General features: G+C 58.6%; 17 protein-coding genes. 7 read left to right on the top strand and 10 right to left on the bottom strand.

Annotated features, from left to right (window positions below):
* The first annotated feature begins 34 nt into the window (after nt 1–34).
* The 3 genes from C2U30_RS22670 (at nt 35) to C2U30_RS17730 (ending at nt 1,462) form a co-directional block, all read left to right on the top strand.
* A complete protein-coding gene (locus C2U30_RS22670; protein ID WP_158654923.1) occupies nt 35–229 on the top strand; it encodes a hypothetical protein in 195 nt (64 codons plus the stop codon).
* Between the two features lie 145 nt (nt 230–374).
* Entirely contained in the window at nt 375–1,049 is a 675-nt protein-coding gene (gene mutH / locus C2U30_RS17735) for a DNA mismatch repair endonuclease MutH (RefSeq protein WP_103244203.1), read from the top strand.
* 83 nt (nt 1,050–1,132) lie between these two features.
* Nucleotides 1,133–1,462, top strand: coding sequence for an isoamylase early set domain-containing protein (locus C2U30_RS17730; protein ID WP_103244202.1), 330 nt, complete (start codon nt 1,133–1,135; stop codon nt 1,460–1,462).
* A 102-nt stretch (nt 1,463–1,564) separates the two neighbouring features.
* Here C2U30_RS17730 and rplS read toward each other — a convergent pair whose 3' ends face one another.
* From rplS to rpsP, 4 genes are read right to left on the bottom strand one after another with little or no spacing between them, the layout of a single operon-like run.
* A complete protein-coding gene (gene rplS, locus C2U30_RS17725; protein WP_005313505.1) occupies nt 1,565–1,912 on the bottom strand; it encodes a 50S ribosomal protein L19 in 348 nt (115 codons plus the stop codon).
* 32 nt (nt 1,913–1,944) lie between these two features.
* Nucleotides 1,945–2,694 (bottom strand): tRNA (guanosine(37)-N1)-methyltransferase TrmD, encoded by a 750-nt coding sequence (gene trmD, locus C2U30_RS17720; protein ID WP_010673086.1) that lies wholly within the window; start codon nt 2,692–2,694, stop codon nt 1,945–1,947.
* Nucleotides 2,695–2,728: 34 nt separating this feature from the next.
* Nucleotides 2,729–3,250, bottom strand: coding sequence for a ribosome maturation factor RimM (gene rimM, locus C2U30_RS17715; protein WP_039039979.1), 522 nt, complete (start codon nt 3,248–3,250; stop codon nt 2,729–2,731).
* Between the two features lie 24 nt (nt 3,251–3,274).
* A complete protein-coding gene (rpsP, locus tag C2U30_RS17710) occupies nt 3,275–3,523 on the bottom strand; it encodes a 30S ribosomal protein S16 (RefSeq protein ID WP_010673084.1) in 249 nt (82 codons plus the stop codon).
* Nucleotides 3,524–3,758: 235 nt separating this feature from the next.
* On the opposite strand from rpsP, the gene C2U30_RS17705 reads away from it, so the two are divergent.
* Nucleotides 3,759–5,096: an IS4-like element ISAeme15 family transposase gene (locus C2U30_RS17705; protein WP_041205253.1), complete on the top strand. Its 1,338-nt coding sequence runs from the start codon at nt 3,759–3,761 to the stop codon at nt 5,094–5,096.
* 46 nt (nt 5,097–5,142) lie between these two features.
* Here the strand turns inward: C2U30_RS17705 and ffh are convergent, their stop codons facing one another.
* Nucleotides 5,143–6,522 (bottom strand): signal recognition particle protein, encoded by a 1,380-nt coding sequence (gene ffh, locus C2U30_RS17700; RefSeq protein ID WP_010673083.1) that lies wholly within the window; start codon nt 6,520–6,522, stop codon nt 5,143–5,145.
* 285 nt (nt 6,523–6,807) lie between these two features.
* Here ffh and C2U30_RS17695 point away from each other — a divergent pair, with 285 nt between their 5' ends.
* A complete protein-coding gene (locus C2U30_RS17695) occupies nt 6,808–7,599 on the top strand; it encodes a cytochrome C assembly family protein (protein WP_039040017.1) in 792 nt (263 codons plus the stop codon).
* Nucleotides 7,600–7,638: 39 nt separating this feature from the next.
* Nucleotides 7,639–8,919 carry an HlyC/CorC family transporter gene (locus C2U30_RS17690; RefSeq protein ID WP_010673081.1) on the top strand — a complete coding sequence of 427 codons (1,281 nt, stop codon included), beginning with the start codon at nt 7,639–7,641 and terminating at the stop codon, nt 8,917–8,919.
* A 30-nt stretch (nt 8,920–8,949) separates the two neighbouring features.
* Here the strand turns inward: C2U30_RS17690 and C2U30_RS17685 are convergent, their stop codons facing one another.
* Nucleotides 8,950–9,417 carry an Rrf2 family transcriptional regulator gene (locus C2U30_RS17685; RefSeq protein ID WP_039039978.1) on the bottom strand — a complete coding sequence of 156 codons (468 nt, stop codon included), beginning with the start codon at nt 9,415–9,417 and terminating at the stop codon, nt 8,950–8,952.
* Nucleotides 9,418–9,528: 111 nt separating this feature from the next.
* Here C2U30_RS17685 and hmpA point away from each other — a divergent pair, with 111 nt between their 5' ends.
* Nucleotides 9,529–10,722, top strand: a complete 1,194-nt coding sequence (gene hmpA, locus C2U30_RS17680) for an NO-inducible flavohemoprotein (RefSeq protein ID WP_103244201.1) — start codon at nt 9,529–9,531, stop codon at nt 10,720–10,722.
* Between the two features lie 82 nt (nt 10,723–10,804).
* On the opposite strand, the gene C2U30_RS17675 is transcribed toward hmpA, so the two are convergent.
* The 4 genes from C2U30_RS17675 to artQ all read right to left on the bottom strand — a co-directional run bounded on the left by C2U30_RS17675 (nt 10,805) and on the right by artQ (nt 14,354).
* Nucleotides 10,805–11,458, bottom strand: a complete 654-nt coding sequence (locus C2U30_RS17675; RefSeq protein ID WP_223931817.1) for a tetratricopeptide repeat protein — start codon at nt 11,456–11,458, stop codon at nt 10,805–10,807.
* A 402-nt stretch (nt 11,459–11,860) separates the two neighbouring features.
* Nucleotides 11,861–12,796: a malate dehydrogenase gene (mdh, locus tag C2U30_RS17665; protein ID WP_010673076.1), complete on the bottom strand. Its 936-nt coding sequence runs from the start codon at nt 12,794–12,796 to the stop codon at nt 11,861–11,863.
* 242 nt (nt 12,797–13,038) lie between these two features.
* Nucleotides 13,039–13,701: an arginine ABC transporter permease ArtM gene (artM, locus tag C2U30_RS17660; protein WP_010673075.1), complete on the bottom strand. Its 663-nt coding sequence runs from the start codon at nt 13,699–13,701 to the stop codon at nt 13,039–13,041.
* Between the two features lie 2 nt (nt 13,702–13,703).
* On the bottom strand, nt 13,704–14,354 hold the full coding sequence (gene artQ / locus C2U30_RS17655) for an arginine ABC transporter permease ArtQ (RefSeq protein ID WP_042864450.1): 651 nt from the start codon (nt 14,352–14,354) through the stop codon (nt 13,704–13,706).
* Nucleotides 14,355–14,357 lie beyond the last annotated feature (3 nt).

Below are 14,357 nucleotides of genomic sequence, written 5' to 3'. Positions count from 1 at the left end.
TCAAAGATCCACCAAGACGGATTTATCCACAGACATGGCGCATTATCTGCACCGAAATGGCGCTGAAAATCGGCGTATTCTCACATTTATTTCTGGTGCCACGCTTCCTTTCACCACTTTACGCCAGTTATCCAAGATTTCTGTGGATAACTGTGTGCAACAGCTCGCACAAACCCTTGGACAACTCGTTTATGCGGGGATCCGGCGGGCCAACATACTGGATAAATAAAGTAAAACCCTTTAAAATCATTTGGATATGTTGAACTCTGTCACCCATGTCTCCCTGTGTATAGTCGGGCGAGGATAGGTTATAAAATCAGCGATACCATGCAAGGATCCGTATTGCGATGTCTATTATCTCCAGAGGAGCCCTCATGCCCGCCAATCCCCACTCAGAACAAGAGCTGCTCAGTCGAGCCTACGCCATGGCGGGCTTCACTCTGGCCCAGCTTGCCGCAACGGCGGGCATCCCCGTACCGCGGGATCTCAGACGTGACAAGGGCTGGACAGGGCAGTTGATCGAGTGGCAGCTGGGGGCCAGTGCAGGTAGCCGTCCCGAGCAGGATTTTCCGGATCTCGGTATCGAGCTCAAGACGATCCCCGTCGATCCTCAAGGGCGCCCGCTGGAAACCACCTTTGTCTGCGTGGCCCCCCTCATCGGGGTCAGCGGCCAGCGCTGGGAGGAGTCGAACGTGCGCAACAAGCTGTCGCGGGTGCTCTGGATCCCGGTGGAAGGCAGCCGCGACATCCCTGTCGGCGACCGTCGCGTCGGCATGCCGCTGCTGTGGAGCCCGAATGAAGAGGAAGAAGGACTGCTGCGCCAGGACTGGGAAGAGCTGATGGACATGATAGTGCTGGGAGAAGTGGAGCAGATCAGCGCCCGCCACGGCCAGGTATTGCAGCTACGCCCCAAGGCGGCCAACAGCAAGGCGCTGACCCGCGCCATCGGCCGCAATGGCCAACCCATCATGACGCTACCACGGGGCTTCTACCTCAAGATCGAGTTCACCCATCAACTCCTGCAGCGCCATTTTGCCCTCCCCCTTTGATCCTGCTTATCAACATCCTTGTCATAAAGTGATATAAAAATAACCAGTGCTACTTTCTTCGCAGCCAGTGACAAGGAGTCCATATGCCGATCAACAAGCAATTCCTCAAATCCCGTCCCGAGGTCAAGGTGACCTTTGCCGTCGAAAAGGAGGCCGCCGGTGATGCCGAGCAGGTCTTGCTGCTGGGTGAATTCAGCCAGTGGCAGCCCATTGAACTGAAGAGGATGAAAAACGGGGAGTTCAAGGCGACACTCAACCTGCCGACCGATGGCCCCAGCCATTTCGAGTATTGCTATCAGCTAGTGCAACCCGATGGTGAAACCCTTTATAACAACGACTGGGAGGCGGACGACTATGTGCCTGGCCCCTTCGGGCGTGACAACTCGGTGGTGCGGGTCAGCCAGCCCGGTTGAGCCAATACCCCGCACACGGATACAAAAAAGGCTCGCCATTGGCGAGCCTTTTCACTACCTGTCGAGCTTTTCGCCGACATACCGACACCAATTCGAATCGAATTAGTTGAGCTTCTCTTTGATACGAGCAGCTTTGCCGGACAGGTTGCGCAGGTAGTACAGTTTGGCGCGGCGAACATCACCACGACGCTTCAGTTCTACACTGTGGATCAGCGGAGAGTGAGTCTGGAATACACGCTCAACACCTTCGCCGTTGGAGATCTTGCGAACGGTGAAAGCAGAGTGCAGACCGCGGTTACGCTTGGCAATCACGATGCCTTCGAAAGCCTGCAGACGCTCTTTACCACCTTCTTTAACACGAACTTGAACACGTACGGTGTCGCCCTGGGCAAAAGCCGGGATGTCGGTACGCAGTTGCTCTTGTTCAAGCTGCTGAATAATCTTGCTCATTGTCTTTCCTTACCTAGGATAAACTGAAAACTCTACTTAACGCTGTCACGCACTTCGCGGACATACTCGGCAAGAAGTGATTCTTGCTCGTCAGTCAGAGCTAGGTTGTTAATAAGTTCCGGCCTTCTCTGCCAGGTTCGTCCGAGCGATTGCTTGAGTCGCCAGCGCCGAATCACTTCGTGATTGCCGCTTGTCAGCGCCTCGGGCACCGTCAGCCCATCCAACACCTCCGGCCGAGTATAGTGGGGATGATCCAGCAGCCCATCCGTGAAGGAGTCCTGCTCGGCACTGGCCTGATCACCCAAGACCCCCGGGACCAGACGCGAAACCGCATCGATCAGGGTCATGGCAGGCAACTCGCCACCACTTAACACGTAATCTCCGATAGACCACTCTTCGTCGACTTCGGTTTGTATCACGCGTTCATCGATACCTTCGTATCGACCGGCAACCAGAATCAGTTTCTGATTCGTCGCCAACTCGGTCACGCCCGCTTGAGTCAGCTTGCGCCCCTGAGGAGAGAGATAGATGACTTTCGCCCCGTCTCCCGCCGCTTGCTTGGCTGCATGAATGGCATCACGCAGCGGCTGAACCATCATCAACATGCCGGGCCCACCACCATAAGGACGATCATCGACCGTACGGTGTTTGTCGTGGGTGAAGTCCCGAGGGTTCCAGCACTCAATCTGCAGCAGGCCACTCTTGACGGCCCGACCCGTTACCCCGTGCTCGGTAATGGCTCGGAACATTTCCGGGAAGAGGCTAATCACCCCAATCCACATAAGAAACCTCCGGCACCCGTGTTAGCGCGGGAAACTAGAAACCAGGATCCCAATCAACTTCGATTGTTCGAGCAGTCAGATCAATATTCTTGATCACCTGCTCTTCCAGGAACGGTATCAACCGCTCCTTTGCACCAAAGGCATCTTTTACATTGGCCTCAACCACCAACACATCGTTGGAGCCGGTTTCCATCAATTCGGTCACCTTGCCCAGGTCGTATCCCTTGGTGGTTACCACGGTGCAACCAATGAGGTCACGCCAGTAGAACTCCCCTTCGGGCAACGCAGGCAACAGATCGGCGGGGACGCCAATCTCGACGTTGGTCAATGCCAGGGCATCCTCACGCACATCGATACCATCGAGTTTGCAGATCAGACCCTTGTTGTGACGCTTCCAGGATGACACCCGGATTTCACGCCACGCCCCGTTCTGATTGATCAGCCAGGGGTTGTAATCGAAAATCGCTTCGGCAACATCGGTGAAGGAGTTCACTTTAAGCCAGCCCTTGATTCCGTAAACGGTCCCCAGGGTGCCCAGAACTACAGGTTTTTCCACCTTAACTCCCTACCGTTTGGCTGATTAAGCAGCTTTGGCAGCGTCTTTGATCAGCTTGGCAACGCGGTCAGAAACAGCGGCACCAGTAGCAACCCAATGCTCGATACGAGCCAGGTCCAGGTTCAGCTTTTCAGCGTTACCAGCAGCAACCGGGTTGAAGAAACCGACGCGCTCGATGAAACGACCGTCACGGGCGTTACGGCTGTCAGCAACTACTACCTGGTAGAACGGACGCTTTTTCGCGCCACCACGTTGTAAACGAATGGTTACCATATCGTCCTCATAAACATCTAATGAACAAGGCCTGCAAATACGCAGACCCTAGCTTAAAATAAGCCGCGTAATTCTACTTGGATTCGTAATAATTGCAACCAAGCCAGCTATTTTTTGCGCAGGGATTGGCATGAAAAAGGCTCACCAGGGTGCAATGCTGATCAGTTAAGGATCCATTGACCGATCCTTCTGCTGTAGGACAATCCGGAACCAATCACTGGTTCCGGATTTTTTTATGTCTATTGCAAACGATCTGAACGATGTTGTTGAGGCATCTGGCGACATGCTGGCTCGGCTGGCCATTTTTGCCGACCATATTCCCGACGAATGGATTACTGCCGCTGCCGCCTTGTCTGAAAAGGCCACTATCCGCCGACGCCGCTTACCTTCTGATATGGTCTTGTGGCTCGTCGTGGGGATGGCCTTTTTCCGCAATGAGCCCATCTCCGAGGTCGCTCGGCGCCTCAACATCTGTGCAGAAGGGTTGGCCAATGATGCCTTGCTCGCGGACAGTGCCCTGTCTCAGGCCCGTCAGCGACTCGGCAAACAGCCGCTCGAGTGGCTGTTCAAACAGTGCGCCGATGTGTGGGGGCGGGAACGTTATCCTGAAGACCATTGGCACGGTTTACAGGTCTTTGCCATCGATGGGGCCCTGTTCCGAACCCAGGATATGCCTGAACTCAGAGCACATTTCGGCTCGGGTAACACCTCAACCAACCGGCAGACACCCTACCCGATGCTGCGGTTGGTCACGCTCATGAATGTCCGCTCGCATGTCATTGCCAACGCGGCCATCAGCCCGTACCGCAAAGGGGAAATCCCCCTGGCCAGCGAGTTCATTCACTCATTGCCGGACAAGTCAGTGACCCTGCTGGATAAAGGCTTCTTCGGTGCCGACCTGTTGCTGCGTATTCAGGCCGAAGACACCGACCGTCACTGGCTCATCCCGGAACGCAAGGGGCTGGTATACACGGAACTTGAGCGCTATGGCGACGGTGACCGTCTGTTGCAAATGACGGTCTCGCCTCAGGCTCGCAAGAAAAACCCGGCGTTGCCGACACACTGGCAAGTTCGCGCAGTGACCTATGAGGTGGCAGGCAAGGAGAAAACGGTCTTTACCTCCCTGCCCGTGGCGCGATTCAGTGCAGCTCAGGTGGCGACCCTGTACCACGAGCGCTGGGAAATCGAGCTGGGATACCGGGATATCAAAAGCGCGATGCAGCACAACGCCATCACGCTGAGAAGCAAGAAAGTGGACTTGGTCTATCAGGAGCTGTGGGGATTGCTGCTTGGATACAATCTGGTCAGGCGGGAGGCCAGCCAGGCCGCCGTAGCCCATCAGCGAGCGCCCAATGAGGTGAGCTTTAAGTTTGCCTGTCAGTTCATCGCGAACCAGATGGCAGTGATGGCGGGCGCGTTATCGCCAGCCCATACGCCACGGAGGTTGGCGGAGTTGCGGGGCTGCATAGGCGTCATGTTCATAGAAAAACGCCCCAGGCCATCGAGACCCAGGGCGGTGAAGATATCAAAGACCCGTTTTCCGGTAAATCGCAATGCGGCTCCGCTTAAGTGAACAGCATTGCACCAGGGTGAGCCTTTCTGCCTGACCAGCAGGAAAATCAGAACGGACCGCGACCGCCACCACCGAATCCGGGGGGCAGCATGTTCTTCATCTGGCCCATCATCTTGCGCATGCCGCCCTTGCCGGACATCTTCTTCATCATGCGCTGCATCTCGGTGAACTGCTTGAGCAGCTTGTTCACATCCTGGACCTGCATGCCGGAACCCGCAGCGATGCGGCGCTTGCGGGAGCCCTTGATGAGATCGGGATGGGCACGCTCTTTCGGCGTCATGGAGCTGATGATGGCCTCCATCCGCACGGTGAGCTTGTCATCCATCTGATCCTTGATGTTGTCCGGCAGGCCGGACATGCCGGGCAGCTTGTCGAGCATCCCCATCATGCCACCCATGTTGCGCATCTGGGCCAGCTGCTCACGGAAGTCTTCCAGATCGAAGCCCTTGCCGCTCTTGACCTTGCTGGCCAGCTTGGCCGCCTTCTCTTTATCGACGTTGCGCTCCACCTCTTCGATGAGAGAGAGCACATCCCCCATACCGAGGATGCGGGAGGCCAGACGATCCGGGTGGAACGGCTCCAGCGCGTCGGTCTTCTCGCCCATACCGATGAACTTGACCGGTTTGCCGGTGATGTGACGCACCGACAGTGCGGCACCACCGCGGGCATCACCGTCTGCCTTGGTAAGGATCACACCAGTGAGCGGCAGCGCCTCGTTGAAGGCCTTGGCGGTATTGGCGGCATCCTGGCCTGTCATGGCATCCACCACGAACAGGGTTTCGACCGGCTTGATGGTGGCGTGCAGATCCTGGATCTCCGCCATCATTTCGCCATCGACGTGCAGACGACCGGCAGTATCGACGATCACCACGTCATAGAACTTCTTGCGCGCCTGATCGATGGCGGCAGTGGCAATGGCGATCGGTTTCTGGCTGGCATCACTCGGGAAGAAGTCGACACCGATGTCGCCCGCAAGGGTCTCAAGCTGCTTGATCGCCGCCGGACGGTAGACGTCCGCACTGACCACCAGCACCTTCTTCTTGCTGCGCTCCTTGAGCAGTTTGGCCAGTTTGCCGACCGTAGTGGTCTTACCGGCCCCCTGAAGACCTGCCATCAGGATGATGGCCGGCGGCTGGGCAGCCAGGTTGAGCTGTTCGTTGGCCTCCCCCATCACGGTGACCAGTTCGCCATGGACGATCTTGATGAAGGCCTGGCCCGGGCTCAGGGATTTGGCCACTTCCTGGCCCACGGCACGTTCCTTGACGCGCGCCACGAAATCGCGCACCACCGGCAGGGCGACGTCCGCCTCGAGCAACGCCATGCGGACTTCGCGCAGGGTATCCTTGATGTTCTCTTCGGTCAGACGGCCGCGGCCGCTGACGTTGCGCAGGGTGCGCGAGAGTCGTTCAGTCAAATTCTCAAACATGACGCTTTCCGGTTCTTGGCGTGACACTGGGGGCATTATACCCCGGTCAGCACTCTAGGGACGATTACTCGCCGCTTGCCGCGGCGGCCTGCCATCGAGCGGGCAGGTCAACAAATGGAGGGCAGTATACCCCAGTCAACGCCGGAGGACGATTATTCGCCGCACGGTGACCATCAACGCCTACTTATATGTGGGCAGTTAGCCTCTGGCACAACTGGCGAGCATATCTTGTGCAAGGTATACTGCCCCTCTTATCCATAAAGCTTGTTTGACAACGACCTGGTTATGATCGTGATCTCTGTTCTGGCCCTGGCGTTTTACCTGCTGGCCATCATCGCCTCACTGCACCTGCTGCTCAGCGCCAAGCCCGTCGGGCAAGTATCGCTGTTCGCCTGTGTCGGGCTGGCCCTGACCGCCCATGGCATGGCGGTGGGCAGCGAAGTGCTGGCCACCCATTCCGGCCAGAATCTCAGCATGTTGAACGTGGCGTCCCTGGTCAGCCTTATCATCAGTTGCTTCATGACCTGCGTCACCCGACGCTTCAACGGCTGGATCCTGCTGCCCGTCGTCTACAGTTTTTCAGCCCTGCTGCTGGCAGCCAGCGCGCTCATTCCCGGGCGCTACATCACCCATCTGGAAGCGCACCCCCAATTACTGCTGCACATAGGCCTCGCGCTGATGGCCTATTCGGTACTGATGATCGCCTGCTTGTTTGCCCTCCAGCTTGCCTGCCTGGACAGGCAACTGAAATCCAGAAAAATCAGCCACTTGCCAGCCATGCCACCCCTAATGACGGTGGAGAAGCGCCTGTTTCAGCTCATTTCTGCAGGTCTGCTGCTGCTGACCCTCTCCATCGCATCCGGCCTGTTCTTCCTGGAAGACATGTTTGCCCAGGGCAAGTCCCACAAGGCCATCCTCTCTATCCTGGCCTGGTGCGTCTACGCTCTGCTGCTCTGGGGTCACCATACCCGTGGCTGGCGCGGCCGCAAGGTCATCATGCTGAGCCTCATCGGCAGCTTCATCCTGACACTGGCCTATTTTGGCAGCCGTTTCGTCAAGGAAGTGCTGCTTAGCTGACACACGAACATTCCCCAACCATCCTTACAGGAGCCCTTCTTGGACAGTATCTCAACGAGTACATTGCTGATTGTTCTCGTTATCTTGATCCTTTTGTCAGCCTTCTTCTCCAGTTCCGAAACCGGTCTGATGTCGCTCAACCGCTACAAGCTGCGGCATCTGGCCCAGACCAAGCACAAAGCTGCCCGCCGGGTCGAGAAGCTGCTGGCCAGGCCGGACCGCCTGCTTGGCCTCATTCTCATCGGCAACAATCTGGTCAACATCCTGGCCTCCGCCATCGCGACCATCGTCTGCATCCGGCTGTTCGGGGATCTCGGCGTCGCCATTGCCACCTTCGGGCTGACCCTGGTGGTACTGGTATTCGGGGAAGTCACCCCCAAGACACTGGCGGCCATGTTCCCCGAGCGGATAGCCTATCCTGCCTCCTGGATCCTCAAGGGGCTGATGGTGCCGTTCGCCCCCCTTGTCTGGCTCATCAACAGCATCACGAACCTGCTGCTGAAACTCTTGCGTCTCGAGCACAACAAGGATGATTCCCTCAATTCCGAAGAGCTGCGCACTATCGTCAACGAGGCGGGCAATCTCATTCCCAAGCACCACCAGGAGATGCTGATAAGCATCCTGGATCTCGACAAGATGACGGTGGAGAACATCATGGTCCCTCGCAGCGAGATCTCCGCCATCGACATCAATGACGACTGGAAGATCATACTGCGCCAGCTGGCCCACTGCGCCCACACCAAGATCCTGCTCTATCGCGACAACATCGATGACGTCGTCGGCTTCCTGCACTCACGGGATGCCCTGAGACTGGTCGCCCGGGATCAGTTCAGCAAGTCCAGCCTGCTGCGGGAAGTCGACCCCATCTATTTCATCCCCCAGGGGACCCCCCTCAACGTGCAGTTGGCCAAGTTCCAGCGCAACAAGGAGCGAATTGGCCTTATCGTCGACGAATATGGCGATATTCAGGGGCTGATCACCCTGGACGACATCCTGGAAGAGATTGTCGGTGACTTCACCACCTCCATGACACCGACCCCGAGTGACGAGATCCATCCCCAGCCGGACGGCTCCTTCCTGGTTGAAGGCTCCGCCAGCATCCGCGAGCTGAACAAGGAGATGGACTGGCACCTGCCCATGGACGGCCCACGGACCCTCAATGGCGCCATCCTGGAGTACCTTGAGGAGATCCCCCAACCCAACATCAGTGTCAGGCTGGCGGGCTACCCTATCGAAATTCTCGAAGTGGAGAACAACATGGTGAAGATGGCGAGGATCATGCCGCACCTGTACCGGGACGATTCAGGGTACGAGGATTGAAAAAAGGCTGCCAATGGCAGCCTTTTTGTTTCACTCGCTCTCGTCATCCGGCTCCAGCACCAGAGTGGGGATGAGCTCACCGAACACCTGCTGCAACTCGTCACGGTTTGCCAGCAAATCCTGCAGCGTATAGCCATCCATCACCGCGAGGAAGGCGTTCATCGCCTCCTTCAAGGCACTCTTGAGCAGACAGACGGAGACGATATGGCAGACCGGGGAGCTGCAGTCGATCCCGTCCAGATTGCCCTCCAACGCCCGGATCACTTGCCCGATATTGATCTCGTCGGGGGAGCGCGCCATGCGGATACCACCATTCTTGCCGCGTTGTGACTGCAGATAGCCCAGTTTTACCAACTGGTTCACCACCTTCACCATGTGGTTACGGGATACGTCGTACAAGGCGGATACCTTGGCCACGCTCGACAGTTCCCCCTCCGGCAGGGTGGCCAGATAGAGCAGGGCTCTCAATCCAAAATCGGTATAGCTCGTTAGTCTCATAGTGCCTGTAGCGCCTAGCGCGAAGAATTGATGATTGATCCAGATCAATTAAACATTTAGGATGCAACTTAATAAGTGACATTCCAGATGTTCAATTAGAAAGGACCTCCTATGTTAGACCAAGCCACCATCGCCGTCATCAAGAGCACCATTCCTTTGCTCGAATCGGCGGGCCCTGACCTCACACGGCACTTTTATCAGCGCATGTTCAGCCACAATCCTGAGTTGAAGGATCTCTTCAACCTGGCTCACCAGCGTAGCGGGGGACAGCCCTTGGCACTGTTCAGTGCGGTGGCGGCCTATGCCAGGAACATTGACAATCTGGGGGCCCTGGCCGGAGCCGTTGAACGCATCGCCCACAAACACACGGGTTTCCTGATCCAACCGGAACAATATCACATTGTGGGTAGTCATCTCTTGGCCACGCTCAAAGAAATGGGTGGCAACGCTGTCACGGAGGAGGTCCTTACCGCCTGGGGCAAGGCTTACGGTGTGCTGGCCGACATCTTTATCGGCCGGGAGAGCGAGCTCTATCGGGAGAAGGCAAGCCAGGACGGTGGTTGGCAGGGAACCCGCCCTTTCATCATCAAGGAGAAGCGTCAAGAGAGTGAACTCATCACCTCTTTCGTCCTGGCACCCCTCGATGGCAACCCCGTGTTGCGTTTCAAACCGGGGCAATATCTAAGTATCAAGCTGGTTCATCCCGCCCTCGAGCATCAGGAGATCCGCCAGTACTCCCTCTCGGACGCCCCCAATGGCCGCGACTACCGCATCAGCGTCAAGCGCGAACCCAGGGGTCAGGCCTCCAACCTGTTGCATGATCATCTTCACATCGGTGACACGGTCGACATCATGCCGCCGGCCGGCGACTTCTTCCTGCAAGAGGAGACAGACACGCCTGTGGTGCTGATCTCCGCCGGGGTCGGCCTCACCCCCCTGCTGAGCATGCTCAACCACTTGCTGGCCGATGGCCCGGATATGGATATTCGCTGGCTTCACGCCTGCGAACATGGCGCCCACCACGCGTTCAGGGACGAGATCCGGGCAAAGAGCAGGCAACACGGGAAACTGGAGAGCCGGATCTGGTATCGAGAGCCGGGGGAGCAGGATGTCAAAGGAGAGGATTACGACTTCAGCGGCACTCTGGCACTGGAGCAGGTCACCGACCTCATGCCGGCCGACGCCCACTACTATTTCTGCGGCCCTGTCCCGTTCATGAAGGCAGTCAAAACTCAGCTGGAGAATGTGGGCGTGCCTGCCGGGCGGATGCACTACGAGGTCTTCGGCCCCCATCAGGGCCTCTGATCCCTCCCCTGACCGAGAAAATGCACAAGGCCCACAAGCACAGCTTCGTGGGCCTTGTAATATCAAAGCGGGCTACCAGCACTCAGTGCATCGCCTTGGCACGGGCGATGGCATTGGCGGGCATCCGGTTGCCGAGCCGGCTGAGCAGGCTCGCCGCCTTCTGGTGCATGGCCTTGTCGCCGATGACGGCGCCGTGCAGCCAGTGATACGCCTCCTCGTAATCCAGGGGACTCCCCATGCCCTGCAGCAACATCTCCACCCACTCCATCTGTGCCCGCAAGAAGCCGAGGCTCGCGGCTTCCCGCATCAGGGTCTCGGCCCGCACCAGATCCTTCTGGACCAGGATCCCCTTCCAGTAATAGCGGCCAAGCTGTTCCAGCGCCGGCGCCAGCCCCTGGTTGGCGGCCTCCCACATGTACTGCACCCCGATCTGGGCATCCGGCTTGGTGCAAACTCCCCAGGCCAGCATGTCTCCCCAGAGGAACTGATAGGCAGGGATCTTCATCACCGAGGCCCTCGCCTCGATATCCTGGGTGAGCTGGCACCTGTCCTGCTTCACCCGGGCCAGATGGCGCCCCTGCTCTATCCAGTTGAGCAGTTCGTCCTGGCGATAGAGCGGCACGGCCTGCAACTCTCCCGCAGCAGCGGATGCCTGCGTCGTCGCCCTGGGCAGCGGCGCCGGGGCCGGGGCAGATGCCACGGGGGCGGCAGCGGCCGGCACCGCGGTTGACGGCATGGGAGCTGTGGCCACACTGGCCGAGGACTCCGCAACCGGTGCTGGGACCGGGGCGGTCGATGGCAAGGCCGCCGAGGGCGTCGGTGCTGTGGCCGGACTGGCCGTGGGCTCAGCAACCGGTGTTGGGACCGGGGCGGTCGATGGCAAGGCCGCCGAGGGCGTCGGGACGGGAGCGGCCGTGACCGCCGCCGACTGGGGTTGCGCAGCGGCCGAGGTGGGCTCCGCACCCTGCAAAGGGAAGCTGCACACACCGATAATGGCGATGAGGGTTCTTGGTTTTATCATAGGGATCTCCTGCTGCCTTCTGTTATCGGCAGCCAGGGCCATCTCCTTAGCCCGCTACACCCAACCCCGAAAATGACAAAGGGGAGCCTGGGCTCCCCTTGCGGTCGACGTAGAGACTTACTTGACGAAGTCGACGCCCAGCTGGATGTCAGCCTTCAGGGTGGCCAGCATGCTGTCCATCGCTTCCTGCTCGAAGGCGCTCAGCTTGCCGTAGTCCAGCACGGTTTCGACACCGTTCTTGCCGAGCAGCACCGGCTGCGCGAAGAAGGTGGCGTGCTCACCGTTGCCTTCCACATAGGCACACTCGATGACGTTGGCTTCCCCTTGCAGACCCTTGATGAGCGACAGACCGAAACGGCAGGCTGCCTGACCCATGGAGAGAGTGGCGGAACCGCCACCGGCCTTGGCTTCCACCACTTCGGTACCGGCATTCTGGATGCGCTTGGTCATGGCAGCCACTTCCTCAGCGGTGAAGCTGGCGCCTTCAACCTGGGAGAGCAGCGGCAGAATGGTCACGCCACTGTGACCGCCGATGACGTTGACACGTACCTTGTCAACGTTCAGGCCCTTGGCTTCGGCCACGAAGGTCTCGCCGCGGATCACATCCAGGGTGGTCACGCCGAACAGGCGACGCTTGTCATAGACACCGGCTTTCTTCAGCACTTCGGCGGCGATGGCGACCGTGGTGTTGACCGGGTTGGTGATGATGCCGATCAGTGCTTTCGGGCAGGAAGCAGCACACTTTTCCACCAGGTTCTTGACAATACCGGCGTTGATGTTGAACAGGTCGGAACGGTCCATGCCGGGCTTGCGCGCCACGCCGGCAGAGATCAGCACGACATCGGCGCCGACCAGAGCCGGGCTCGGATCTTCACCGCAGAAACCTTTTACTTTCACGTCAGTCGGGATGTGGCTCAGGTCCGCCGCCACGCCCGGAGTGACCGGGGCAATGTCATACAGGCTCAGTTCGGAACCGGCAGGCAGGCGGTTTTTCAACAGCAGAGCGAGGGCTTGGCCGATGCCACCGGCGGCACCCAGAACGGCAACTTTCATGATCAACTCCATGTCTAAGCGTAGGTTTAAGGTTGTTTCTAGTTGGGTTAACGCTGATTCTTATTGTGCGCCTCACCTTAAAGGATCCCCTCCTAAAAAACAATCTGATAACAGTTGTAATCACGGGTTCTGTGAGCCAGGGAACAAGCGGCGATGAAAGCGGAGAGGAATATGCGATAAATGGGAGGAAAGACACAGATTTCCTGTGCTTCCCTCACCATTAAGAGGTAAATGTGACTGCTTCAGGACTGGAAAGCCAGTGCCCGACGCTCACACCAGCGGAAACCAATTGTTAACAATCCATTCATGGTCAGATAGAGCGCTCCGGCCACGGTGAACACCGCCAGGGTGTCATAGGTCTGGGCGTTGAGACGCTGGGCCAGCCCCATGATGTCCATGATGGTGATGGTACTGGCGAGCGAACTCCCCTTGAGCACCAGGATCACCTCGTTGGAATAGGCGGGGACCAGCCGACGGGCGGCATGGCGGGTCTTCATCCACAGGGTCTGTCCGGCCGAGAAGCCGAGCGCACGGCAGGCCTCCACTTCACCGGCGGGGATGGCGTCGAGCGCCCCTTTGAACAGCCGGGTGGAGTAGGCTGCGGTATTGAAACCGAGCGCCAGCACGGCGCAGAACCAGGGTTGCTTGAGCAGCGGCCAGAGCGGCCCCGCCTTGAGCCATTCAAACTGGCCAGGCCCGTAGTAGATGAGGAAGATCTGGATGAGCAGCGGCGTACCGGTAAAGACCAGTACCCAGAGCTGCACCAGCTGGGTCGCCACCGGAATGCGGCGCTCCAGCACCCAGGTCATGCCGGCCGCCATCAGCACGCCCAGCAACAAGCTGAACGCGGTGAGCTGCAAGGTGATCGCCAGCCCTCCCAGCAGGGTCATCAGGTAATCCTGCATGGTCAGCCTCCGTAACGGCGGGTATAGCGGGACGCCTGCTTCAAGCCGAATTCACTCACCAGACTGATGGCCAGATAGATGAGGGCGGCAGCGGCGTACCAGGTGAAGGGTTGATAGGTGCTGGCAGAAGCCATCTGTGCCTGACGCATCATCTCGTTCACCCCGATGAGGGAGACCAAAGCGGTGTCTTTCAGCAGCACCAGCCACTGGTTGCCGAGCCCGGGCAGGGCGTGACGCCAGGCCTGGGGCAGCACGATGCGAAAGAAGGTGTGCCCCTTGCCAAGGCCGAGCGCCTGCGCCGCCAGCCGCTGCCCCGCGGGCACCGCATTGAGGGCGGCACGCAGGGTCTGGGTGGCGTAGCTCGCAAACAGCAGGGAGAGCGCCAGTACACCGCAGGCGAACGGGCTGAACTCCACATACTCCCCGGTGATGAGGAACAGCACCTGGGTCGAGCCGAAGTAGATGAAGAGCACCACCAGCAACTCGGGCAGACCACGGATCAAAGTGGTCAGGGTGGCCACGGGCCACACCAGCCAACGCTGCTTGCTCAACTCAGCCGCACTGAATGCCAGTGCCAGCACCATGCCACCGACCAGGGATGCCAGGGCCAGCCCGAGGGTCATCCAGGCTGCATCCAACAACAGGCTCAACATGGC

The sequence above is a fragment of the Aeromonas sp. ASNIH5 genome, assembly GCF_002902865.1.
GTDB lineage: Bacteria > Pseudomonadota > Gammaproteobacteria > Enterobacterales > Aeromonadaceae > Aeromonas > Aeromonas caviae.
Note: the sequence above shows the minus strand (reverse complement) of the source record. Positions and strands in the feature narration are given on the sequence as shown.